The sequence below is a fragment of the Centipeda flueggei ATCC 43531 genome, assembly GCF_000160695.1.
Taxonomy (GTDB): Bacteria; Bacillota; Negativicutes; order Selenomonadales; family Selenomonadaceae; genus Centipeda; species Centipeda flueggei.
The window spans coordinates 345984-369975 of record NZ_GG694008.1 but is presented as its reverse complement, the minus strand read 5'-3'; the positions used below and the strand labels follow the sequence as shown (position 1 = coordinate 369975).

21 protein-coding genes, 1 tRNA gene and 1 riboswitch are annotated in these 23992 nt (G+C 59.8%); of the genes, 18 read left to right on the top strand and 4 right to left on the bottom strand.

All coding sequences use genetic code 11. From position 1 onward, the window contains the following. Positions 1-54 precede the first annotated feature (54 nt). The 10 genes from HMPREF0908_RS09290 (at position 55) to HMPREF0908_RS09245 (ending at position 9972) form a co-directional block, all read left to right on the top strand. Entirely contained in the window at positions 55-330 is a 276-nt protein-coding gene (locus HMPREF0908_RS09290; RefSeq protein WP_039981143.1) for a hypothetical protein, read from the top strand. Between the two features lie 99 nt (positions 331-429). Beyond that, positions 430-1776 carry an MFS transporter gene (locus HMPREF0908_RS09285; RefSeq protein ID WP_006691241.1) on the top strand — a complete coding sequence of 449 codons (1347 nt, stop codon included), beginning with the start codon at positions 430-432 and terminating at the stop codon, positions 1774-1776. A gap of 598 nt (positions 1777-2374) precedes the next feature. Beyond that, the gene (locus HMPREF0908_RS09275; RefSeq protein ID WP_006691239.1) at positions 2375-4312 is read left to right on the top strand and encodes a SpoIVB peptidase S55 domain-containing protein; all 1938 of its coding nucleotides are present in this window, start codon (positions 2375-2377) and stop codon (positions 4310-4312) included. Between the two features lie 20 nt (positions 4313-4332). After that, positions 4333-5613 (top strand): UDP-N-acetylglucosamine 1-carboxyvinyltransferase, encoded by a 1281-nt coding sequence (gene murA / locus HMPREF0908_RS09270; RefSeq protein ID WP_006691238.1) that lies wholly within the window; start codon positions 4333-4335, stop codon positions 5611-5613. A 70-nt stretch (positions 5614-5683) separates the two neighbouring features. Beyond that, positions 5684-5821, top strand: coding sequence for a six-cysteine ranthipeptide SCIFF (scfA, locus tag HMPREF0908_RS10770; protein ID WP_006691237.1), 138 nt, complete (start codon positions 5684-5686; stop codon positions 5819-5821). A gap of 239 nt (positions 5822-6060) precedes the next feature. Continuing rightward, a complete protein-coding gene (gene scfB, locus HMPREF0908_RS09265) occupies positions 6061-7449 on the top strand; it encodes a thioether cross-link-forming SCIFF peptide maturase (RefSeq protein WP_006691236.1) in 1389 nt (462 codons plus the stop codon). A 49-nt stretch (positions 7450-7498) separates the two neighbouring features. After that, positions 7499-7574 (top strand) — tRNA-Gln (locus HMPREF0908_RS09260). A 96-nt stretch (positions 7575-7670) separates the two neighbouring features. Then, positions 7671-8093 (top strand): DUF4418 family protein, encoded by a 423-nt coding sequence (locus HMPREF0908_RS09255; RefSeq protein ID WP_006691235.1) that lies wholly within the window; start codon positions 7671-7673, stop codon positions 8091-8093. After that, positions 8090-9295, top strand: coding sequence for an FtsX-like permease family protein (locus HMPREF0908_RS09250; RefSeq protein ID WP_006691234.1), 1206 nt, complete (start codon positions 8090-8092; stop codon positions 9293-9295). The genes HMPREF0908_RS09255 and HMPREF0908_RS09250 overlap by 4 nt, the downstream gene beginning before the upstream one ends. Next, positions 9292-9972, top strand: coding sequence for an ABC transporter ATP-binding protein (locus tag HMPREF0908_RS09245; protein WP_006691233.1), 681 nt, complete (start codon positions 9292-9294; stop codon positions 9970-9972). Before HMPREF0908_RS09250 ends, HMPREF0908_RS09245 begins: the two co-directional genes overlap by 4 nt. A 66-nt stretch (positions 9973-10038) precedes the next feature. Here HMPREF0908_RS09245 and HMPREF0908_RS09240 read toward each other — a convergent pair whose 3' ends face one another. From HMPREF0908_RS09240 to moaC, 4 genes are all read right to left on the bottom strand, one after another. Next, entirely contained in the window at positions 10039-11085 is a 1047-nt protein-coding gene (locus tag HMPREF0908_RS09240; protein ID WP_006691232.1) for a sulfate/molybdate ABC transporter ATP-binding protein, read from the bottom strand. Next, entirely contained in the window at positions 11082-11753 is a 672-nt protein-coding gene (modB, locus tag HMPREF0908_RS09235) for a molybdate ABC transporter permease subunit (protein ID WP_006691231.1), read from the bottom strand. The genes HMPREF0908_RS09240 and modB overlap by 4 nt, the downstream gene beginning before the upstream one ends. Next, positions 11753-12556, bottom strand: coding sequence for a molybdate ABC transporter substrate-binding protein (modA, locus tag HMPREF0908_RS09230; RefSeq protein ID WP_040572700.1), 804 nt, complete (start codon positions 12554-12556; stop codon positions 11753-11755). Before modA ends, modB begins: the two co-directional genes overlap by 1 nt. After that, a riboswitch (molybdenum cofactor riboswitch) is annotated at positions 12550-12680 on the bottom strand. It overlaps the preceding gene by 7 nt. Before the next feature lie 12 nt (positions 12681-12692). Further along, positions 12693-13211 (bottom strand): cyclic pyranopterin monophosphate synthase MoaC, encoded by a 519-nt coding sequence (moaC, locus tag HMPREF0908_RS09225; protein WP_006691229.1) that lies wholly within the window; start codon positions 13209-13211, stop codon positions 12693-12695. A gap of 239 nt (positions 13212-13450) precedes the next feature. On the opposite strand from moaC, the gene HMPREF0908_RS09220 reads away from it, so the two are divergent. From HMPREF0908_RS09220 to HMPREF0908_RS09185, 8 genes are all read left to right on the top strand, one after another. Further along, a complete protein-coding gene (locus HMPREF0908_RS09220; RefSeq protein WP_006691228.1) occupies positions 13451-14479 on the top strand; it encodes a molybdopterin-binding protein in 1029 nt (342 codons plus the stop codon). Positions 14480-14643: 164 nt separating this feature from the next. Then, positions 14644-15849 (top strand): molybdopterin molybdotransferase MoeA, encoded by a 1206-nt coding sequence (locus HMPREF0908_RS09215; protein WP_006691227.1) that lies wholly within the window; start codon positions 14644-14646, stop codon positions 15847-15849. A gap of 136 nt (positions 15850-15985) precedes the next feature. Next, positions 15986-16981 (top strand): GTP 3',8-cyclase MoaA, encoded by a 996-nt coding sequence (gene moaA / locus HMPREF0908_RS09210; protein ID WP_006691226.1) that lies wholly within the window; start codon positions 15986-15988, stop codon positions 16979-16981. A gap of 7 nt (positions 16982-16988) precedes the next feature. Continuing rightward, positions 16989-17912 (top strand): MOSC domain-containing protein, encoded by a 924-nt coding sequence (locus tag HMPREF0908_RS09205; RefSeq protein ID WP_006691225.1) that lies wholly within the window; start codon positions 16989-16991, stop codon positions 17910-17912. Further along, entirely contained in the window at positions 17909-19042 is a 1134-nt protein-coding gene (gene mobB / locus HMPREF0908_RS09200; protein ID WP_006691224.1) for a molybdopterin-guanine dinucleotide biosynthesis protein B, read from the top strand. The genes HMPREF0908_RS09205 and mobB overlap by 4 nt, the downstream gene beginning before the upstream one ends. 46 nt (positions 19043-19088) lie before the next feature. After that, a complete protein-coding gene (fdhD, locus tag HMPREF0908_RS09195) occupies positions 19089-19886 on the top strand; it encodes a formate dehydrogenase accessory sulfurtransferase FdhD (RefSeq protein WP_245522941.1) in 798 nt (265 codons plus the stop codon). A gap of 104 nt (positions 19887-19990) precedes the next feature. After that, a complete protein-coding gene (fdnG, locus tag HMPREF0908_RS09190) occupies positions 19991-23011 on the top strand; it encodes a formate dehydrogenase-N subunit alpha (RefSeq protein ID WP_006691222.1) in 3021 nt (1006 codons plus the stop codon). Between the two features lie 91 nt (positions 23012-23102). Further along, positions 23103-23975 carry a formate dehydrogenase accessory protein FdhE gene (locus tag HMPREF0908_RS09185; protein ID WP_040572677.1) on the top strand — a complete coding sequence of 291 codons (873 nt, stop codon included), beginning with the start codon at positions 23103-23105 and terminating at the stop codon, positions 23973-23975. The last annotated feature ends 17 nt before the right edge of the window (positions 23976-23992 follow it).

Sequence of the window (23992 nt, the reverse complement as noted above, 5' to 3'; positions counted from 1 at the left end):
GAACGAGGGATTCGTGATGATTCACGAGTCCCTTTTGTTTTGTGGAGGTATATGATGAAGAAAAAACTCGCGGTAATTCTGTTTGGGCTGATTTCCCTTGGCATCGGATTGCTGCTGCTGCATCTCTCCCCCGACCCGATGGCTGAGAACCTGGAGCTGGCACGGGAAGCCTCGAATGCTCAGGAAGCGGCGGCGGCGATTTCCGCCAATAACAAAAAGGATGTTGTTTACAGCACGGTCGCTTATCTCTTTGTCGGCATTGGATTCGGCACAGCGGGCTACGGTGTTTTTATGAGTGGAAAAAAGGAAGATTCTGAGGAAAAATCCTAAAATATCCTTGTATCGTCAGTATACTTTGACTATAATATGTGCCAGCTATCTTTTTCAATGCAGTGAAAGAAATCCATGATTTCTTCGGGAGGTACTTTCATGATTCTGGATCGTCTGGAAAATCTGCCGCTCGGCAGATTCCAGTACAAACTGCTTGTTGTCACGGGGCTTGGCTGGCTGTTTGATGCGATGGACACGGGGCTGATCGCCTTCGTCCTGCCGGTACTGGCGCGCGAGTGGAGTCTCACGCCGGCACAGGTGGGATGGATCGGCTCGATTGGGCTGATCGGCATGGCGCTTGGAGCGGTGCTCGCGGGGACGATTGCCGACCGCATCGGCCGCAAGCGGGTGTTTACGATCACGGTTCTCCTCTATAGTATCTCAACGGGGCTCTGTGCCGTTGCGTGGAGTTATGAGTCGCTGCTCGTGTTTCGCTTCCTTGTCGGCTTCGGCCTGGGCGGAGAGCTGCCCGTCGCAGCGACGCTGATGAGCGAGTATGCACCGGCACGCCTGCGCGGACGCTTCATTGTGCTCCTTGAGAGTTTCTGGGGGCTTGGCTGGCTTGCGGCGGCATGCATCGCCTATCTTCTCATCCCTGTCTTTGGCTGGCAGGCGGCGTTCTTTATCGGTGCCCTGCCCGCGCTCTATGTGTTCCTCCTGCGCCTGCACATGCCGGAGTCGATCCGTTATCTCCTCGCCAAGGGGCGTGTGGACGAGGCGAAGGCGATTGTGCGCGATATCGAGCGCCAGCTCCATATGCCGGAGCGTCCCTTCCTCGATCAGCTTGCCCCGCACCGTATGCAGGCGGAGCAGGTGGAGACACCGGGATTTTCTGCGCTCTGGGCGAAGGGAATGCGCCGCCGCACGGTGATGCTCTGGCTCGCATGGTTCGGTATTGTGTTCAGTTACTACGGCATCTTTATGTGGCTGCCGTCGATGGTCTATGCGCAGGGCTTTGCCATTGTCAAGACGTTCGAGTATGTCCTCATTATGACGGTCGCTCAGCTGCCGGGCTACTATGCGGCGGCCTACCTCGTGGATGTGATCGGCCGCCGCTATACGCTCGGGCTCTTCCTCCTTCTCAGCGGCGTATGCAGCTATTTCTTCGGCAATGCAGGTGATGTCACTGCCCTCCTTGGCTGGGGCGCGGCGATGAGCTTCTTCAATCTCGGCGCGTGGGGCGTCATCTATACCTATACACCCGAGCAGTACCCGACGGCGATGCGCGCGCTTGGCAGCGGCTGGGCGGCAGGATTCGGCCGTATCGGCGGTATGATTGCGCCGATGCTCGTCGGCGTGATGCTCGCCAATGCATTTCCGATGAGCGGCATTTTTATGATGTTCGCGGCGGTCTTTGCCGTCATTGCGGGAACTGTTATTCTTCTCGGACGTGAGAGCAAACAGCAGACGCTTGAAGAGTTGGAGCACGCACTCGGAGAGACGTGATCTTTGGTCTGCTCATAAATAAACAAGGGGCGGCGCTGTGAAATGTTTCGCAGCGCCGCCCTGTTTTCATCAAGCTTTTGGATTGTGTTCCATCCCCATGCCCTACGGCATCGGTTTTGCGCGTTGGAAGCCCTTTGGCGGAGAACTCGACAGGGAAAGTGCTGGAGATGGAGCATCGTGAAACGGCGGCACGTATCTCCAAGGCTCACTACACGGGGCAGACGATTGGAGCTCTTCTGCATAAGATGCCCTCTGTTGATCTCGGGAACGGTCGGCTGCACATCGCTCTTGACGTTTCAGCATACCACTGCTCCTTCCGTTGGGAGCGGGCCTGGTCCTGATGCTTGGGGGCGGCGCTGATAAACGCAGTGCCGCCGTCAAGAGGCTTTGCGCTGTGAGAGGTGCAGCCGGCGCGACTGACGGCGGCGGAGCCAGCGAAAAAACTGGCGAAATCTTTGTGTGTGTGCTACAATAGAGCAGATAAACTCTGTTGTAATATATTTTTTGAGGTGACATTTTGCGATATAACTGGAAGCGCCTTGCGGCAGCATCACTTTTGGCATTGGCGGTACAATGCTGCACGCCGTACTCTTTTGCGATGCCGCCGATTCTCCCGTACACGGAGGTGACGGATGGGATGCAGGGGACGGCGTATACCGTGCTCGATATGACGGGGGAGGTGCGGTCGTTCCCTGTGGAGATCATCGGTCAGATGGAGGGCGGAAAAGGCTCTCAGCGGATGATTATGGCGCGGACGAGCGGCAATTTTATTGAGCATGTGGGCGGGGTGCTCCAAGGGATGAGCGGCAGTCCGGTCTATGTGGACGGCCGCCTCGTGGGGGCACTCGCAGCGGGGTTGAAAGATCTCAGTCCATATACCTTTTTCATTACGCCGATTGAGGATATGATACCACTCTGGACGATGCCGGACACGAAGAATAAGACGCGTATCGATACGGTGGACGTGGTACGCGCTGTCGAGGAGCGCAAGAAGGCAAAGGAAAAGGATGAACTGCGTGAGCGCGAGAAAAAAGTCCGAAAGATGACGCATGCTGAGCGTGAGGCAGAGTGGCGCGATACACTCGCTGCCCTGCGCGGTGAACAGAAGGCCGAAGAGCCTCCTGCGGCGGATGCCGATACGTCTCGAGAAAAATCAGCGGAGACGACAGATGCTTCTGCGGCAGATGACACAACGGCCCAAAAGGAGAGGAAAACGCAGCACATGGAGGAGAAGTCAACCTTCTTCACAAGTGGGTTTGGCTCAGAGGGGCTGCGCTATCTGCGGGAGAATATGCCCTCCGGCAGTACGTTCTTTCCGCTGGGCACGGTAGGCGGCAATGCACCGCTTCCCACGCGCTATGATGCAGCGCTCACGGGCGGGCAGCCGGTTGGTGTCGCGCTCGTCTATGGGGATTTCAGCATCGGCGCTACGGGAACGGTGACGGCAGTCGACGGCAAGAAGGTGCTGGCGTTTGGGCACTCCTTTATGCACAAGGGAAACGTCAACTACTTCATGACGGATGCCGATGTGGTCGGTACGATCGCAGGACAGAGCAACGGCGTGAAGATCGCGAACATCGGCAGTGTGATCGGACGCATCAATCAGGATCGTGAGACGGGCATTGCGGGGATTCTTGGGACGTTCCCCACAGCGGTTCCCGTACGTATTCATGTGAAGGACGATACGCTCGGCACGGAGGAGACATTCGGTGCACAGATTGCTTACGATGAGGACTTCCTCCCCGTACTCTCCGGCAGCATTGCCTATGCGGCGATGAGCCGTGTGTCGGACTCCCTTGCCGGCAGCACGGCGCGTATCCGCTTCGCGATCCGTACAAATGCCTATGAAGGCGGACGTTTTGAGCGGCGCAATATGTACTACAGTGCAGCGGATGTCGGTCAGGTCGCCGTGACGGAACTGCTGCAGGCGATGAATACGATTGTGACCAATCCGCAGGAGGAGTCCGACATCCTCGATTTGGATGTGGATGTGGAGCTCACGGGCGGACGTCAGACGGCAGTCCTCATTTCGGCAACACCGGATAAGACAGTGGTAAAACCAGGGGAAACGGTGATGTTCAAGACGAAGATCCGCCCCTACCGCAAGCCGGAGGAGACGTTGTCGATCCCCTATCGCGTGCCGAAGGCGCAGCCGGTGGGGCCGCTGAACCTCGATATCCGCGGCGGCGGCTTTGTTCCTGTGAATCCGCTGGCGCTCCTCGCGCAGGCGGGCCTCGAGATCCCTGACGACGAGGAGAAGTTCAAGTCGACGGCAGATAAGCTGCGTGAGCTTGCCGACCAGGGACAGAACAACGAGATCATTATCGCGCCCGGAGCTGCCTCTGCACCATCTTCGGAGAAGGAAATGAAGAAACGGATGCGTGCGGCGGCGGAAGCATCGGCGCGCGCGGCAGCGCGTGAGGAGCCGAAGCATGTGACATTGCTTGGCGACCCGAAGAAGGATAAGAGAGAGAAGTTCTATGCACCGTATGTGATCGAGAATGTGATCCACGCGGCATTGAAGGTAGAAAAATAGGCCGAGGAGGATAAGGGAGAATGGAACAACTGGTCATTCACGGGGGACATCCTCTGCATGGCCGCGTGAAGATCGGTGGGGCGAAGAATGCAGTGCTTCCCATTATTGCGGGGACGCTCCTCGGCACGAACGGCAGGAGCGTACTGGATGATGTGCCGGCACTAGAGGATGTCTATACGATCACGGCGGTGCTGCGTGCCCTCGGCGTGACGGCGGACTATACGCCGGAAGAGCATCGCCTGGTCATCGATGCATCACATATCGGGACGGCAGTCGCTCCCTATGATCTTGTCCGCAAAATGCGCGCGTCGTTTCTCATCATGGGGCCCCTGCTTGCTCGTGAGGGACACGCGGAGATTTCCCTGCCGGGCGGCTGTGCCATCGGAACGCGCCCCATCGATCTGCATCTCAAGGGGTTTGAGGCACTGGGGGCGGAGATCGGGATCACCCAGGGGGCAATTCATGCACGTGCGCCGCATGGGCTGAAGGGGGCTCGCATCTACTTCGACTTTCCGAGTGTCGGGGCGACGGAGAATGTGATGATGGCGGCTTCCTGTGCCGAAGGGCAGACGATTCTCGAAAATCCTGCGCTCGAGCCGGAGATCGTCGATCTCGCAAACTATCTCAATGTGATGGGGGCGCGCATCCGCGGTGCGGGGACGAACCGCATCAAGATCGATGGCGTGCCGGAGCTGCGCGCGGCAGCCTATACGATTATCCCTGACCGTATCGAGGCGGGGACCTATATGGTTGCGGCGGCAATGACGCGCGGCGACGTGTTCATCGAGAACGCCATCAGTGAGCATCTGAAGCCTGTGATTGCAAAGTTGAAAGAGGCCGGTGCGCAGATCGAGGAGGATATTGCAGGCGTACGCGTTTTTGCTGACGGCCCGATGAAGGCGATTGATCTCAAGACGATGCCGTATCCGGGATTCCCAACGGATATGCAGGCGCAGTTCATGGCGATGCTCGCCGTTGCCGAGGGGACGAGCGTCGTGACGGAGACGGTGTTTGAAAACCGTTTTATGCACGTCGATGAGCTTGTGCGCATGGGTGCACGGATCCGTGTGGACGGACGGACAGCAACGGTTGAAGGCGGCACGTCGCTCAGCGGTGCACCGGTGCGTGCGACGGATCTGCGTGCGGGTGCGGCGATGGTGCTTGCAGGGCTGGTCGCGTCGGATGAGACGCGTGTCGGCTATATCCATCACATCGACCGCGGGTATGATGATCTCGTGGCGAAGCTCGTGGCACTCGGCGCAGATATTCAGCGCGTGGATGCGGAGTGGGTCGGAGCGTAAAAATCACTTGCATAATCAAGAATGATGCGATAGAATAAATTCGGAACGACGGATTGAGGAGGTATGAAGGATGAAGCACATCAAGACGGTCAACAAGCCGACGATGCAGTCCACGCTCTACACGGGCGGCTGCGGCGAATGTCAGGCATCCTGCCAGTCTGCCTGCAAGACTTCCTGCACGGTGGGCAATCAGCCCTGCGCGAAGTAAGACAGGGAAATCGGCACAGCCCTTCTCGTTTGAGAGAGGGGCTTTTTCTGTGTGTTTGTCATGTATACGCTGCGCAAACGGTCGTACACTTATCTGCCTAAATACCTGCGGACTTCTTAAACGCGCTGCGCTTGAACGAAAGAAATCCGCAGGGGGCAGAACGTGTACTTTCCCCGTTTGCTCCCCTAGGGGTTGCTTCAGCGTATTACATTTCCAAGAGTGGTTATGAAGGAGAACAAATGAAAGTCCGAACGCATAAGTTCAAGCAGAACGGTATGCACATCCTTGTCGATGTGAACAGCGGTGCTGTCCATGTGATCGACCAGATGATTTACGATATGATGGATGACTTCGATGGGACGAACGACGAGGCGGTCGTGGCACGTCTCAGGGGACGTTATTCTGAGGGAGATCTACGTGAGGCATGCGGCGAGCTCCACGAGCTGATGGCGGCGGGAGCACTCTTCGCGCCCGACATCGACGTGCCGCCGACCTTCAAGTCGCGCGGATTGGTGAAATCCCTGTGCCTGATGGTGGCGCAGGACTGCAATCTGCGCTGCAGATATTGTTTCGGCGACGGTGGCAGCTACGGCGGTGAGCGCGCGGTGATGTCGCCCGAGGTGGGGCGTGCGGCAGTCGATTTTATCATTGGCGGTTGCGGCCCGCGCAAGCACTGTGAGATTGATTTCTTCGGCGGCGAGCCGCTGATGAATCTGAGTACGGTGAAGGCGGTGACGGAGTACGTGCGTCAGCGTGAGCAGGAAACGGGCAAGGAGTTCAAGCTGACGCTTACGACGAACGGAATGCTGCTCTCCGACAAGAATATCGCATGGCTGAACGACAATCGAATCTCTGTCGTGCTCTCAGCAGATGGACGGCGCAGGGTGCATGATGCGATGCGCCCTGATGCGGGCGGGCACGGAACGTATGATGTGGTCATGCGGAACTTTAAGAAGCTCGTCGATGCGCGCGGCGGCAATGACTACTATCTGCGCGGGACATATACGCACGAAAACCTCGATTTCACACAGGATGTGCTCGCGATGAACGAGGCGGGGTTTGACATTCTGTCGATGGAGCCGGTTGTGCTGAAGGACAGCCCGCTTGGTTTTACCGAGGAGGATCTGCCGCGCATCTTCGCCGAGTACGATCATCTGACACAGACTTATCTCGATCGCGTGCACGCGGGGAAGGGGTTCTTCTTCTTCCACTTCAACATGGATCTCAACCATGGTCCCTGCGTGGCGAAACGACTGGCGGGATGCGGAGCGGGGCATGAGTACTATGCCGTCGCGGAGAACGGCGATCTCTATCCGTGCCATCAGTTCGTAGGGCGTGAGGGCTATCGCCTTGGTTCGGTCTTTACGGGCGTGGAGAGTATGGAGCTGCCGACGTACTTCCGCAACTCGCATGTGCTGAACAAGCCGCTCTGCCGTGACTGCTGGGCGCGGTTTTACTGCAGCGGCGGCTGCCACGCGAACGCCGATCTCTTTCATGGGGATATTCGGCAGCCGTACGAGATTGGCTGTGCGATTCAGAAGAAGCGTCTGGAGTGCGCGATCCTTGTGCAGGCGGTGCTCGCGATGGAGAAGGAAGAGGGGGAAGAGGAGCAGAAAAAAATTTCTTGACAAGATTTTCTTCTTCCGCTATAATTCGCTATGTTGCTGAGAGAGCGATAGGGGTATCGCCAAGTTGGTAAGGCACGGGATTCTGAATCCCGCATGCGTTGGTTCGAGTCCAGCTACCCCTGCCATTTGAATTTTGAGGAGCTGCCCTGAGGGGCAGTTCTTTTTTTATTGAAACTTTTTATCATCTCTGGTAGGATAGATAAAAATGGCAGATAAGGAGAATGATCATGAGCAGCGAGAAAAAGGGAATCGGCGTGTGTCCGCTTCTGCAGATTGTGCTGAATACGATATTTTTCATTGGCATACAGACGACTTTTGCACCATGTGCACCGCATGAGGATGGAACGTGGATGACTTGTCATTGGGCAGGGGAGGCGCTGACGGGGCTTGCTGCCGTTATGCTCATCCTGTCCCTCCTGCATCTTGTGCCGCTGCGCTCAGGAACAAAGACAGGGCTGGCCATTGCGATGATTCCTCTCGCTGTGCTGGTGATCTGTCTTCCGGGACATCTTATTCCGCTCTGCATGATGGAGACCATGCGGTGTCATACGTTGATGCAGCCGTCGGTCAGCGTGATTGCCGTGCTGAACATCATCCTTTCTGCTCTGTATCTGTGGCAGCATCGAAAGGGGGAGAATGAGTGAAGTTCAGTGAAGCACTTGCCCTGCGCACCTGCCGCAGGAATATGGCACGCTCCGCGACGCTTGCTGTGCTGACGGGGATTCTTGCCCTCGTGATCTTCGGCGGCTCGGAGATACTGCTTGGGCTGCAGGGCGGTCTGATTCAGTTTCAGCAGCGGCTCGGTGCAGATGTCATTGTCCTGCCGAAGGCGGCAGAGGGAGCGGGATCGCTGGAAGGGGTGCTCGTGCAGGGCGTTCCTGCGCAGTTCTACATGGAGGAGCACTATCTCTCCGATCTGCGCAGCATGGCGGGGGTGGCGCATGCGACGCCGCAGTTCTTCCTTGCCTCGGCACATGCGGGCTGCTGCTCCGTAGCGGTGCAGCTGATCGGCTTTGATCCCGCCTCGGATCAGACCATTCAGCCGTGGATCCGCGAGAGCTATGGCGGTACAGTCGGCTATGGCGATATTCTCGTCGGCAGCGGCATTTCCGTGCCTGCGGATGGGATGCTGACGTTCTACGATCTGCCCTGCCGCGTTGTGGGACGGCTCACGCCGACGGGAACGGGAATGGATACGGCGGTTTACACGAATATGGAGACGATCCGTGCAATGATGGCGAATGCGGCGAAAAGGGGCTTTGATGTGTTTCAGGGGGTTCCGACGGAGGATGCGATCTCTGCCGTGATGATACGGACGGCGGACGGGTTCTCGCCCGAGGGCGTGGCAGAGGCGGTCAATGCGGCATATCCCGCGCTTACGGCGCGCCCTGCACACGGAATGGTGCACGCAGTGGAGCAGGGACTGGGCGGCATCTTGGAGATGATCGGCGGGCTCGTCATAGTGGTCTGGGTGATCGCCGTTGTCGTTCTCGGCATCGCCTTTCACCTGTCGGCGCGCGAGCGGCGGCGCGAGTATCTGATGCTGCGCATCGCGGGGGCGGCGCGCGGCTTTTTGACACGCATGATGCTGACGGAGGCGGCACTCGCCTCGGCGGCGGGCGCTGCGGCAGGAGTTGCACTCGGCGCACTGATTATTCTGCCCTTTGCCGGCCTGATGAAGGCGGGGCTGATGCGCCCCTATATTCTCCCCGACGGCGGGACGATTCTGCTGCTGGCGGTGAATACGCTCCTCGCAGTGACACTGTCTGGGATGCTGGCGGCGGCGTGGACGGTGGGGCGCGTATGTACGGCGCCGATCAGCACACTGCTGCGGGAGGATGGATGATGGAACTGCGGGCGGAGAAAATCAGTCAGGATTTCCTGCGCGACAGTGCGCGGGAAGGGTACATTGTCGCTGTGGCGGAGACGGATCTGTGCCTCTCCTCCGGTACGGTGACGGCGGTCATGGGGCGTTCGGGCAGCGGCAAGAGTACGCTGCTGCATATCTTGGGCGGGCTCCTGCCGCCCGTGACGGGGAAGGTGCTCATAGGGGAGACGGATCTCTACGCACTGCCCGAGGATGCGCGTGCGGAGCTGCGCAGCAGTACGCTCGGCATTGTACCGCAGCAGCTGATGTCGCTTCGCGCGCTGACGGTGCGGGAGAATGTCCTCCTCTCGGCGCTTCTCTATGGCAGGGAACAGGACGTGTCTGCACATGCGGATGCTCTGATGGAGCGGCTTGGCATCGCACCGCTCGCGCATGTCTGTCCGTCGGAGCTTTCGGGCGGGGAGCTGCGCCGCATGATGATCGCGCGGGCTCTTGCCGGCGTGCCGCAGATTCTGCTCCTTGATGAGCCGACGGGCGACCTCGATGCGGAGAATACACGGCACGTGCTTAATCTCGTGCGCGAGACTGCCGATGCAGGCACGGCAGTCCTCCTCGTCACACATGAGTGCGAGGCAGCATCATATGCGGATATTTGCTATACGATGGCAGAGGGGCGGCTGACGCACTCTGCGTAGTACAAAAAACGCCCTTATGGCGCGATGCACCATAAGGGCGTTTTTGTATGCGTTTGTCTGTCTCCCCTAATCCCGCAGCAGCATCAGTGCTTCAGGCGGAAGGCAGATGCGCAGGGATGCGTTTTCGCTCACATGAAGTGCATCCCATGCGGGCTTGTCCACCTCCCAGCGCACGCGGTGAGCACCATCGGCGAAGCGAAGCATGACGATCATGCTGAAGGTGCTCTCGATGATCTCCGCGATCTGTGCAGTGAAGACGTTTTCGCCGTTTTCCTGCACGGGAACGAAGTAATGTGCGCGGATGGCGATGTGGTGCGCATCCGTCACATCGTCTGTGACCGCGAGCGTGATGCCCCAGTCGGTCGCCTCGATATGCGCCGCGTCGAGACGGCGGGCGGCGGAGATGTTCTTGCATCCTGTGAGGCGTGCACCCGCACACGTGCCGGGACTGCGGAAGAGCTCGTGCCGATCCATCGGGGGCGTGAGCTGTCCGCGGTCGACGGTCGCGATCTCCTGCGCGATGCGGAATGCCTCGTCGCGGTCATGCGTGACGAGGATCGCCGCGATGTTCTGACCCATGAGGATCTCGCGCAGTGCGGTTTCAATCTGCCACTTGAGGTGAGTGTCGAGTGCGGAGAGCGGCTCGTCGAGGAGCAGCACATCCGCACCGCGCGCGAGGATGCGCGCAAAGGCGACGCGCTGCTGCTGTCCGCCTGAGAGCCTTGCCGGATAGGCGCTTTCGAGTCCGTCGAGGGAGAAGCGCGCCACGTTCTCGGCGAGGGTGCGCTCCTTTTCCTCCTGTGATCCGTCCAGTGCAAAGATGATGTTCTCGCGGACGGTCATATTCGGAAAGAGCGCGTAGTTCTGAAAGAGGTAGCCGACACTGCGCTCCTGCGGCGGGAGGTTGACTCCTGCACTGCTGTCATAGAGCGTGCGGCCGTTGAGGATGATCTGCCCGCGATCCGGCGTCTCAAGCCCCGCGATGCACTTCAGCGTCATGCTCTTGCCGCTGCCCGATGCACCGAGCAGGGCGAGCGTCGTATCCGTGAGCGTAAAGTTTGCGCAGAGCGTGAAGTCACGCAGGCGTTTTTCGATGTTGACGACGAGGTTCATTCACGCACCTCCCGTTTGAGGTAGAGGTTCATCGCACCGATAAAGAAGAGCGAGAACAGGGAGATGATGACTGCCCAGCGAAAGGCGAGGTCGTAGTCGTTCGCCTGCACCGCCGCATAGATGGCGGTGGACATGGTCTGCGTGCGTCCCGGGATATTGCCCGCGAACATGATGGTCGCACCAAACTCGCCGAGGGCACGGGCAAACGAGAGAACGAGCCCTGCGAGGATGCCGTGCCGTGCATTCGGCAGGATGATGCGCCAAAAGATGCGCCCGTTGCTGACGCCGAGCGTCTGCGCCGCATGAATCATGCTGCTGTCGAGTGCCTCGAATGCGCCGCGCGCCGTGCGGTACATAAGCGGAAGACTCACGATGACCGCTGCGATGACCGCCGCACGCCACGTAAAGACGAGCGGCAGGTCGATGGCGAGGAGGGCGCTCCCGATGGCACTGCGCTTTCCGAGAAAGAGCAGGAGGAAGAACCCAACGACGGTCGGCGGCAGGACGAGCGGCAGCGTGATCACAGCATCGGCAATGGTCGCCGCGATATGGCTGCGGATATGCAGCACGGCGTAGGCGAGCCCAATACCGACGAAGAAGGTGAGGACCGTAGCAAGCCCCGCCACCTCAAGGGAGATGATGAGCGGGGAGAATGTTTCGTCTGCCATTATTTGACGGTGAATCCGTATTTCTCAAAGACCTTGGCTGCCTTGTCCGTCTGGAGGAAGGCGAGGAATTCCTTCGCGGCCATCTCGTTCTTGGAGTCCTTCAGCACAGCGGCGGGGTAGACGATGGGCTTATGCGTGTCGGCAGGGGCAACGGCGGCGACCTTCACCTTGTCCGAGATGGCGGCATCCGTCGCATAGACCACGCCGCAGTCCGCATCGCCCGTCTCGACCCATGCGAGCACCTGACGTACGTCGGAGCCGTAGACGGCACGCGCCTTGACCTGGTCGAGGATGCCGAGCTTCGTAAAGACCTCCTCGCTGTACTGTCCGACAGGAACGCCCTTCGGCTCACCGAGAGCGATGTGCGCAACCTGCGGGTCGAGCACTGCCTTGAAGTCGGGAAGGTTCAGCTTGCTGTCCTTTGCCGTGATCAGCACGATGTCGTTGACGAGGAGATCGACGCGCGTACCGTCCGCGAGGAGCTTCTTCTCGTCGAGCGCATTCATCTGCTTCTGTGCGGCGGAGACGAATACGTCGGCGGCTCCGCCGTTCTCGATCGCCTGCTGTAGGGCGCCGCTGCTGCCGAAATTGTAGACGATATGAACCTCTTTGTTGTTCTCCTCGTACATCGCGCCGAGTTCCTTCATCGCGTCCGTGAGGCTCGCCGCCGCAGAGACCTGCAGCTCGATGGGGCTCTCCTGCGGCGTCTCCATCTTGTTTGCGCTGTTGCCGCCGCCGACGCAGCCGGCGGTGAGCAGTGCCGTGCCCGCCAAGAGGGCGGTGAGTGTCTTTTTGATGTTCATGTGATGTTTCTCCTTTGCAAATGGGAGGTATGTCCGTTTCCCGACATACCCTGTGACGATATGCGTCAGGCAGAGTGCCATAGATGTTTCCTTAGACGTGCTCTGCTCGGAGAGGGTGAGGGCGCTGCCCTCCTTCTCAGCGGACGAATGTGCCGCTCTTGCCGCCGGACTTACGCTCGAGACGGATGTCTGTGATCTCCATGCGCTTGTCGATCGCCTTGCACATGTCGTAGATGGTCAGCAGCGCCGTGCTCACGGCGTGCAGTGCTTCCATCTCCACGCCCGTTTCGCCCGTGACCTTGACCGTCGCCGCAGCATATACCGCATGGCGCGGCACCTCCTCAAGCGTGAAGTCGATGCTGCACTTGGCAAGCGGCAGCGGATGGCAGAGCGGGATCATGTCCGCAGTGCGCTTTGCCGCCATGATGCCGGCGATGCGCGCGACACCGAGGACGTCGCCCTTTTTTGCCGTGCCCGCCGTGATCGCCGCATAGACCGCTTCGCTCACGCAGATCCGTCCGCTCGCGATTGCCTCGCGATGTGTCTTGTTCTTGCCGCTGACATCGACCATGATGGCGGAACCGCCCGCATCGAAATGCGTCAGTCCTGTTTCTGGCATAGATATCCTCCTTTCCTCTTGAAATAATTTTATCATAGCGGAATCAGCGCAGAAAATCAATTGTGTTTCTCTAACATTAAATGAATCTATCTATAATTTAAGAAAACTCATAGAGGTTATTTATTTTTTGTGGTATAATCAATAATAGATATTCATAATTGAGAATCATTTTATGTGATATAATTTAATTTGTGCCGTGACGGCGGTCGATGGAGTGCTTTATAGGAGAGTGACGGCACTTGCGGAATGCCGCCGAATCAAGCGGGGAGAGCAGTATGCGTGAGGTTCGTGTTCAGGATGCGGTGGGGATGGTGCTCTGCCACGATATTACAGAGATTGTGCGCGGCGAGCGAAAGGGCGCGCGTTTCCGCAAGGGCGATGTGATTCGTGCGGAGGATATCCCTGTTCTTCTGCGCATTGGAAAAGAGCATATCTATGTCTGGGAGGACGATCCGAATCTGCTGCATGAGAACGATGCGGCGGTGATCCTGCGTGACGTCTGTCAAAATGAGCACATGGCGGCGAGTGAGCCGAGCGAGGGCAAGATAGAGCTGACCGCGACGACGGCAGGCGTGTTCGAGGTGAATGAGGATGCGCTCAACGCCGTCAACGACATCGAGAATGTCATGATTGCAACGATTGCGCAGCATATGCCCGTCAAGGCGGGGACGAAGCTCGCAGGGATGCGTGTGATCCCGCTCGTCATCGACAAGCGGACGATGGAAAAGGTACGTATGACGGCGGGAGATCAGCCAATGCTGCGGATCCTGCCGTATCAGAAGATGAGGGTCGGCGTGGTGACGACGGGCTCTGAGGTGTTCCATGGACGCATCAAGGATACGTTCACCCCTGTGATCGATGCGAAGCTGCGTGCCTTCGGTCTGAAGGTGGATGAGCATCGTCTTTCGGACGACGGGACGGAGCATACGCGTGCGGCGATTGAGGAGCTGCTCGATGCGGGGATGGATATGGTGCTCTGCACGGGCGGCATGAGCGTCGATCCCGACGACCGCACGCCTGCGGCGATTCGGGCGACGGGGGCGCGCATTGTGACGTACGGCGCGCCTGTGCTGCCGGGCGCGATGTTCCTGCTCGCCTACTATGAGAAGGATGAGCGGCGGGTGCCGATCATGGGGCTGCCGGGCTGCGTGATGTACTCGCCCGCGACGATCTTTGATATTATCCTGCCGCGTGTCGCGGCGGGCAGTGCGTGGACGCGGCAGGAGATCACGCGCCTCGGGATCGGGGGGCTCTGCATGGGATGCAAGGTCTGTCACTATCCCGTTTGTCCGTTCGGCAAGTAAGGAGTACAGTGGTTTTGTATCGGGGTACATGCCCTGCGCGAACACCTCGCTGGCAAGTGATCGCACGCTTGCGCTGCTAAGGTTCGCTTAGGGCATTATCCCACGTATCATCAAATGATCATTCACGGCAGAGACAATGGCAGGTATCAGCAAGGGAGGATTCCATGCAGGATATCGAACTTGAACAGGCGATCGAGGTGCTGCTCGGACATACAGTGCCCGTCGCGGAAACGGAGCGCGTCCCCTTGCTGGAGGCGGTGGGGCGCGTGGCGGCGGAGGATGTGTACGCAGCGTTTGACAATCCGCCGTTTGACCGCTCGCCGCTCGACGGCTATACCTTTGCGTCGGCGAGCACGGCGGATGCCTCGGCAGAGCACCCTGTGCGCCTGTCGGTGATCGGCGAGGAGTGCGCGGGCGATTTTTTCGCCGGCGCAGTCGGCGCGGGGGAGTGTGTCCGCATCATGACGGGCGGCGCGATTCCGAAGGGCTGTGACTGTGTCGTGCGGCAGGAGGATGTGCGCGAGGAGGGGGATGCGATCTTTGTTCCCTTTACGTCACAGCCGTTCGAGAACTACTGCTATGCGGGCGAGGATATTAAAAAGGGAAATCTGCTCGTGCGCCGAGGACAGCGCATCCATGCGGCGCAGATTGCGGTACTCGCGAGTGAGGGTTATGCTGCGGTATGTGTCCATCGGCGCGTACGCATTGCCGTTGCCAGTACGGGCGACGAACTGATGCAGCCCGGCGAGCCGCTGCGTCCCGGCAAGATCTACAACAGCAATCTCTACCTCCTTGCGGGACGCCTGAAGGAACTCGGCGCAGAGGTGACGGTGGTCGGCTCGGTGCCTGATGATGTGGAACGCGCGGCGGAGGTGATCGCCTCCTATGCGGATCGTGTGGATCTCTTTCTCACGTCGGGCGGCGTCTCCGTGGGCAAGAAGGACATCATGCACGGCGTTGTGCCCGCCCTCGGGGCGGAGCGGCTGTTCTGGCGCGTCTGCATGAAGCCGGGTGCCCCCGCCATTGCCTATACGCGCGGCAGCATGCTCGGCATCGCGCTCTCAGGCAACCCGTTCGCCGCCTATGCGACGTTCGAGCTGATGGCGCGTCCGGCGATTGCGCGGCTTGCGGGCGAGACGGATGTGCTCATGCCGCGCCGCCGTGCCGTGCTCGCCGATGCGTTCCCCAAGCCCTGCCGCGGACGGCGTTTCCTGCGTGCACGCATGGAGGCGGATGGGCGCGTCTCGCTGCCCGATCAGCATGAGTCCGGCTCGCTCTTTTCGGCGGCAGGCTGCGACGCGTTTGTGGATGTGCCGGCGGGGACGCCGCCGCTCGCGGCAGGGGCGGAAGTGGATGTTGTGATTCCCTGACGAAGCAGTGCTGTGGTGATGTCCTGCGGCAAACCCCAGCGAAGCAAGCGTGCACTTTTCCCGTTTGCTTCGACGCATCAACTTCTGCCTTTCACGTCAACGTATAGGAAAAAGATAGATAGATAGAAGGTTCATCATGCAGGATCAGTTTCAGCGGAAAATTGAATATCTGCGCGTTTCGGTGACGGACTGCTGCAATCTGCGCTGCCGCTACTGTATGCCGGCGCATGGGGTCAAGAAGCTGCGCCACGCGGATGTGCTGACCTATGAGGAGATCCTGCGCGATGTGCGTGCGCTCGCGGCACTGGGCGTGCGCAAGGTGCGACTGACAGGCGGTGAGCCGCTTGTGCGGCGTGACATCACACGCCTTGTGCGCGGGCTGAAAGAGATCCCGGGCATCGAGACGGTGGCGCTCACGACGAATGGAGTCCTGCTCGGCACGATGATGGATGAACTGCTGGATGCCGGCCTCGACGCGGTGAATCTCAGCCTCGATACACTCGACGGCGGGACATTCTTCTCCATCACGCGGCGGCCGATGTTCGGCGCGGTGATGGAGGCACTCACGCGGCTTGCCGAGGAGGAGCGCCTCACGGTTAAGGTGAACTGCGTGCCGATCATGGGCGTAAACGACGAGGAACTCGCCGCGCTTGCCGCGATTGCCCGCACACATCCGATTGATGTGCGTTTTATTGAGCTCATGCCGATCGGCTGTGCGCGGACGGAGAACTATCGCGGCGTACCGATGGATGAGGTGCGCGCGCGGCTGAAGGATGCGTTCGGCGCACTCCTGCCCGTGGGGGAGGCGGCACATGAGGGCGCGGTGCCGAAGGGGCCCGCCGCCTATGTGAGGCCTGCCGGTTTTACGGGAACCATTGGCTTTATCGATGCGATGGAGCACAAATTCTGCCATACGTGCAATCGCGTGCGCCTGACGGCGGAGGGCTTCCTGAAGCTCTGCCTCTACAGCAGTGCGGGGCTTGACACGCGTGCATTGCTGCGCGGCGGAATGTCGGATGCACAGCTCGCGGATGCCATTGCCCATGCAGTGTGGCAGAAGCCCGAAGAACATCATTTTGAAATCGATCAGGAGACGCGCGATCACCGCGCCATGTACCAGGTGGGAGGCTAATACGGATATGGGAGAGATTCGGGCACTGTGCATCAGTGAGAAGCGCGGCACGGAAAAGCAGGCGACAGACCGCGCCTTCTTTATTACGGAATACGGCATCGACGGCGATGCTCATGCGGGCGACTGGCACCGACAGGTGAGCCTGCTCGGCCTCGGCGAGATCGAGGATTTCCGTGCGCGCGGTGCAGATGTGGCGTTTGGCGCGTTCGGCGAGAACGTCGTCGCCGAGGGGTTCCGCTTCAAGGAACTCCCCGTGGGGACGCGCCTGCGCGTGGGACAGGTTTTTCTTGAGATCACGCAGATCGGGAAGAAGTGCCACAGTCACTGCGAGATCTTTCACCGTGTCGGTGACTGCATCATGCCGCGTGAGGGCGTTTTTGCCCGTGTTCTGCACGGCGGTTGGGTAACGGTCGGCGATACGCTGGAGATCACGACGGAGAAGATCCCGCTCGATGCCGCCGTCATCACGGCGAGCGACAAGGGCTCGCGCGGCGAGCGCGAGGATGCGAGCGGCGCGGCGATTCGCGAGATCCTTACGGCGGAGGGTTACGATGTCGCGGGGTACAGCATCGTGCCCGACGAGCGTGAGGAACTTGAGCGTGAGATGACGCTCTGGTCGGACCGCGGCGTCGGGCTGATCCTGACGACGGGCGGCACGGGGTTTTCCGTGCGCGACGTGACGCCGGAGGCGACGCGTGCCGTGATCGACCGCGAGGCACCGGGCATCGCCGAGGCGATGCGTGCGCTCTCGATGAAGGTGACGCCGCGTGCCATGCTCAGCCGTGCGACGGCGGGCCTGCGGAAACGCTCACTGATCGTCAACCTGCCCGGCAGTGAGAAAGCGGTGCGCGAGTGTCTCGGCTTCATCCTGCCCCAGCTGCAGCACGGCATCGAGATCCTGCGCGGCGACGCGGGGGAGTGCGCACGGTGACGCCCGCCGACCTGACGCTCATCGTCGCGGCGGGCGGCATGAGCACGCGCATGGGCGAGGACAAGCGGTTCCTCCCTATGGCGGACGGTGAGACGCTGCTCTCCCGTACCCTGCGGCGCGGCCGTACGGCAGGGTTTCGCGCGATTGTCCTCGCGGCGGAGGGGGAGCGCAGAGAGCTCACGGAGCTCGCGGCGACGTACGGGGCGCATCTCGTCACGGACGATCGCCCGCGGCAGGGCCCGGCAGCGGCAATTGCGGCGGGACTCGCTGCGGCGGAGACGGAATGGTCGCTCGTCCTCTCAGGCGATATGCCCTTCTACGATTTCGATCTTGTGCGGGCACTGCTGCCCGAGGCACGCGGTGCGGTGCAGGTCGTCCTGCCGACGCTTGCAGGCTATTGGCAGCCGCTCGCCGCGCTCTATCGGCGCGATGCGGGACAGGCATTTGCCGCTGCCATCGCACGCGGCGACCGCAAGCTCGGCATTGTCCTGCGCGGCCTCACCGTGCGCGAACTGCCGCTCGCGGTGGATGCGGGACTCTTCTTCAACGTGAACACCCCTGCTGCCTACCGCCTCGCATGCGGACGCATTGCGAACGAGGGACGTGAGCGGCCCATTCTCTCCGTTGCAGCCCCTGCTTCGGGGACGGGCAAGACAACCTTCATCGAGCGGCTTATCCCGCGCCTTGCGGTACATGGTGTGCGTACAGCGGTCATCAAGAGCGACAGCCACGGTTTTCAGCTCGATACGGAGGGAAAGGATACGGCGCGTTTCATGGCGGCGGGGGCGCGGGCGACGGCAATTAGTGCGCCGAACGGCTATTTCATTCAGAAAATAGAAGATCAAAGGAAGGACTTTCAGAATCTTATATCGAAAATAGAATATGATATAGATCTTTTTATTACGGAGTCGCGTTCACGCGGCGCATTGCCGACTCTCATGCTCGACCGCGGACTTGCCGCGCCGGAGATTGATGCACGTGTGACGGCACTTTTTCAAAAGGATGCCGCACCGCATGACGGGCTGCTCTCCTATGATCTCGATGATATGGAGACAGCGGCGCGGATCACGCTCTTTCTTATGGGGCGGCCGCTCTATGGGGCAGACGGCATAATGTTTTTGACGATGTAGGTGCTCGCGTGAGAGCATGCAGTATACGAACGGAAGAATAGAAACGATGGAAATTCAGCGCAGTGACTTTATCGACGTACCCGTGACCCGCTATGCCTCTGAGGAGAATGCGTTTGTCGCGGATCATAAATATACCTCGGAGGAGGTCTTCTTCGATATCGACCTCAACGGGGAGAACTTTACGACGGCGTTCTGCTCACCCGTCGACTTCGAGGATCTCATCGTCGGGATGCTCGCCCAGATGGGACGCATCCGCAGCTTTGACGATATCGTGGAAATGACGGTGGACGCAGAGCATCTGCGCGCCGCGGTCAAGACGACGACGGACGCGCAGTGGTGGGCGGCGGACGCGGCGAAAAATCCGCGCTACTTCTCGGCACGGCGCATCCTGAAGCTGCGCCCCGAGGAGATCTTCGAGCGGCCGCGCGACGTGCGCTTCAGCGCGAAGGACATCCTCGCGACAGCGGATGAGCTGCTCGCACATCTCTCCAAGACCCACGATACGACGAACGGCGTCCACAGCGGCGTCCTGTTCGATCAGGCAAACAGGAAAATCCTCGTCTTCCGTGAGGACGTCGGCCGCCATAACGTCTTTGACAAGCTCTATGGCTGGGCGCTCAGGAATCACGTGGAGATTTCCGATAAAATCATCATCTTCAGCGGGCGCTGCTCCTCGGAGATGATGCTCAAACTGGGGCGGATGGGGATCTCCACGGTTGCGGCGAAGTCCGTTCCGACCACCCTCTCGCTCAACATCGCGCGCAAACTCGGCATCACGCTCTGCGCGCGCATGGCGCCGGGCTCGTTCTGCATCTACGCAAACCCTGAGCGCATCACCCTCTGACGGTGTACCTCTGTACATTGCTGAAACCGGGGATATCCTCGTTTCATATAGAAGTTTAGGAGAGCCTGTCGGCGGAATCCCGCCGATACGAAAGGAGAATCACGATGAACCTTAGCAGACGTGACTTTTTGAAAGCCACCGGGCTAAGCGGCGTCGGGCTGGCACTCACCAGTCTCGGACTTGACGTCGCAACGGTCTCGGCGGCGGCAAAAGAGTACAAGCTGACAGGCGGTCGCGAATTTACCTCCGTCTGCCACTTCTGCGGCTGCGGCTGCGGAACGATCGGCTACGTCAAGGACGGCAAGCTGATCAACCTCGAAGGAGCGGCAGACAACCCCGTCAATCGCGGCGGCCTGTGCCCGAAGGGAATCGGCTATGGTCACATCCCGAACGCGGAGCTGCGTCCGAAGTGCCCGATGTACCGTGCACCCGGCAGCGACCATTGGGAGGAGATCAGCTGGGAGGAGGCCATCGACCGCTCTGCGCGTGCCATGAAGAAGGCGCGTGATGAGAACTGGATCGGGCAGGACGAGGCGAACGGCTACAAGTTCATGAGCAACCGTACGGATGCCATCGGCTTTGTCGGCGGATCGCAGGTCAACAACGAAGAGTGCTATCAGCTCATCAAGATGGCGCGTGCGCTCGGTGTTGTCTACATCGACAACCAGACGCGTGTCTGCCATGCGACGACGCCGCCGGCGCTGAACGCCGCCTTTGGACGCGGCGCGATGACGGGCTCATGGTACAACCTCAAGAAGGCAAAGATGATCTGGATCGAGGGCTCGAACCTCGCAGAATGCCATCCGCTCGCGATGAAGCGGGTCATGGAGGCAAAGGACAACGGAGCCACCATCGTTCACGTAGACGTACGCTATACACGCACCTCGCGCGTTGCCGATCATTTCTTCCAGCTGCGTCCCGGCACCGATATCGTTTTCCTTGGAGCACTTATCAACTATATTATTCAGAACAAAAAGTACGATGCCGACTATCTGCGCCGCAACACGAATGCCTACTGCCTGCTGCGTGATGACTACAAATTCGACGCAGGCATCTTCTCCGGCTACAACGAGAAGACGCGTACGTACAACAAGGAGACGTGGGGCTACAAGGTCGACGCGAACGGCAAGCCGGTAAAGGCTCTGTCGATGTCGGAGCCGGGCACGGTCATGGATCGCCTCGCAACGCATTTCTCGCGCTATACGTTCGAGAAGGCCTCGGCGATCACGGGCATGCCCGTCGCGGACATCAAGAAGGCGGCAGAGCTCTTCTCGAGCATTACGCCGACGGTCATGATGTACGCCCTCGGCATGACGCAGCACACGATCGGCGTGGAGAACATCCGCTGCTTTACGATCATCCAGCTGCTCATGGGCAACGTCGGTGTCTCAGGCGGCGGCATTGACGCTCTGCGCGGGCAGCCGAACGTCCAGTCCTCGACGGACTACGGCATCATGTTCCAGTACTACCCCGCCTACCTCTCGTATCCGACGCATACGGACGATACACTTGCAAAGTGGACACACCACAACGGTACGTTCCGTGCGAAGTTCCTCAAGAACCTTCTCAAGGCGTGGTTCGGCGATGCGGCAAATGCAGGAAATGACTACCTGTTCAATGCACTGCCGATCCGCAACGGCACGCACAACGACTCCATGTACGTCATGTTCGAGAAGGCGATCGAGGGGCAGATCAAGTGCCTGTACGTCTGCGGACAGAACCCGCAGATGACGAACGCGAACCTCACGATCGTCAACAAGGGGCTCAAGGGCGTCCGTACGCTCATCGTGCAGGATGTCTTCGTCAACGAAACGGCGGCGTTCTGGGAGCGTCCGGGCGACAACCCTGCCGACATCCAGACCGAGGTCATCTTCATGCCGGCGGCCTCCTACCTCGAGCGCTGCGGCACAATGACGAACTCCATGCGCATGATCCAGTGGCGCATGAAGGGCCCCGATCCCACGTACGACTCGCGTCCGGACTACTGGATCTGCGACAAGCTCTGGAAGCGCATCGTGGAGCTCTACAAGGACTCGACCGACCCGAAGGACAACACGATCAAGCTCCTCACATGGAACTACGGCGATCCCGAGGCGAACGGCGAGGCGTATGTCGAGAACATCATGAAGGAGTGCAACGGCTACGATCTGAAGGACGGACATCTCCTGCGCGGCATCCGCGAGATCCGCGACGACGGCACGACGATGGCGGGCATGTGGATCTTTACGGGCATCTACGGTGACGGTGTCCACATGGCAAAGCGCCGAGGACAGGAAGACAACGGCAACATGGGCATCTTCCCGAACTACGCATGGACGTGGCCCGACAACATTCACATGCTCTACAACCGCGCGTCCTGCGACGAGAACGGCAAGCCGACCCGCCCCGATCAGGCACTTGTCTGGTGGGATGAGGCCAAGGGAATGTGGGACGGCTACGATGTTCCTGACGTCGGCGACCGCACGCAGGGCCCCAACACTCCGGGCGGACAGAAGCCGTTCCGCATGAACGGCGAGGGCATCGGCCGCCTCTTCGCCGCTGAGTACAGCGACGTGGAGAACGGCGAGACGCGCGATCACTCCTACGTCCCCGTAGACGGCCCGCTGCCCGAGTTCTATGAGCCGGTTGAGAGCCCGACGAAGAATATGATGAACGAGGGACAGAAGGCGCAGTTCAACCCCTGCGTTATCTATCCGCGTGTCCCCGAACTGCAGAAGATCGGCACGCCGGATCAGTATCCGTACGTCCTCTGCGTATCGAGCCTGACGGAGCACTGGTGCTCGGGCACGATCACGCGCAACATCCCGTACCTCAACGAGCTGGTCAAGGAACCGTTCGTCGAGATCTCGGAGCAGCTCGCTGCAAAACTCGGCGTTCGCCCGGGCGATCTCGTCCGCGTCAGCACGACGCGCGCTGCGATTGAGGTCAAGGCGATGGTCACGAAGCGTGCTCAGCCGCTCATGATCAACGGCGTGGAGACGCACATGATCTGGATGCCCTACAACTGGGGCTTCAAGGGGCTCTCGACGGGTCCTTCCGGCAACTATCTGACCATCGACGCACTCGATCCGAACGTGCAGGAGCAGGAGTTCAAGGCCTGCCTCGCGAACGTCGAACGCGTATGAGTTCCCTGCGGCTGCGCCGCGTATGGAGGCTGACCGCCGAACGAACATTCACAACAACGAACGTCTGAAAAGACGAGGAGAACCCCTTTTTATGAAATCGAAGAACACCGATCCGATGAAGCGCTTCCTGAAGAAGCATCCGTTCCTCGCCGAGACTGAGCGTGTCCATCGCCTCGTCGACGCGGCGGTCGGTACGCCGGAGCCCATACAGCTCCCCGCGCGTGCCGTCACGAAGACGGTCGCGGAGAAGCTGCCGATCCTGCAGCAGGAGACCTATCTAAAACGCATGGTGCGTGCGGTCTACCTTATGCAGGAGGACGTCTTTGCCCGCATCGCCGAAGCGGATGTGCCGCCCCTCATGCAGGAGTCGGCGCGCGGCTATCTCGCCGTACTGAAGCCCCTGCGCAAGGCGGCAAAGGAAGAATTCATCATCGCCGTGCTCACACAGGACAAAGAGGCGTTTGCAGCACTCTGCCAGCGCTATGACCTGAACGAGGGCTTTATCCGCAGCACGATCTGGCGCATCATTGCCGCGCTCGTTCCTGCGGAGATGAAGGATCCCGACATGTGGAATCCCGACCGCGACCGTCCGCGTTTCAGTGAGAACTACTGTCCCGTCTGCGGACGGCAGCCCGTCATCGCCGATCTCAGGAAGTACCGTCAGGGGCGCGCACGCGACCTCGTCTGCGGCGGCTGCGGCACGCGCTGGCACTACACGCGCGTTGGCTGTGTCTACTGCGGCAACACGGATCTCCAGAAGATGCACACGCTCGAGCCGGAAGGCAGCGATATCATGCGCCTTGACGTCTGTGATGCCTGCCATCACTACATCAAGACCTATCGAGGTCCTGTCGACGACGATACGAGCGACTTCATCTATCGGCAGGATTGGGCAACGGTGCACCTCGACCTCCTCGCGGAGGAACAGGGACTTCAGAAAAAGGGCAATCCGATTCTGGAATAGAACCATCAGATAAAAGA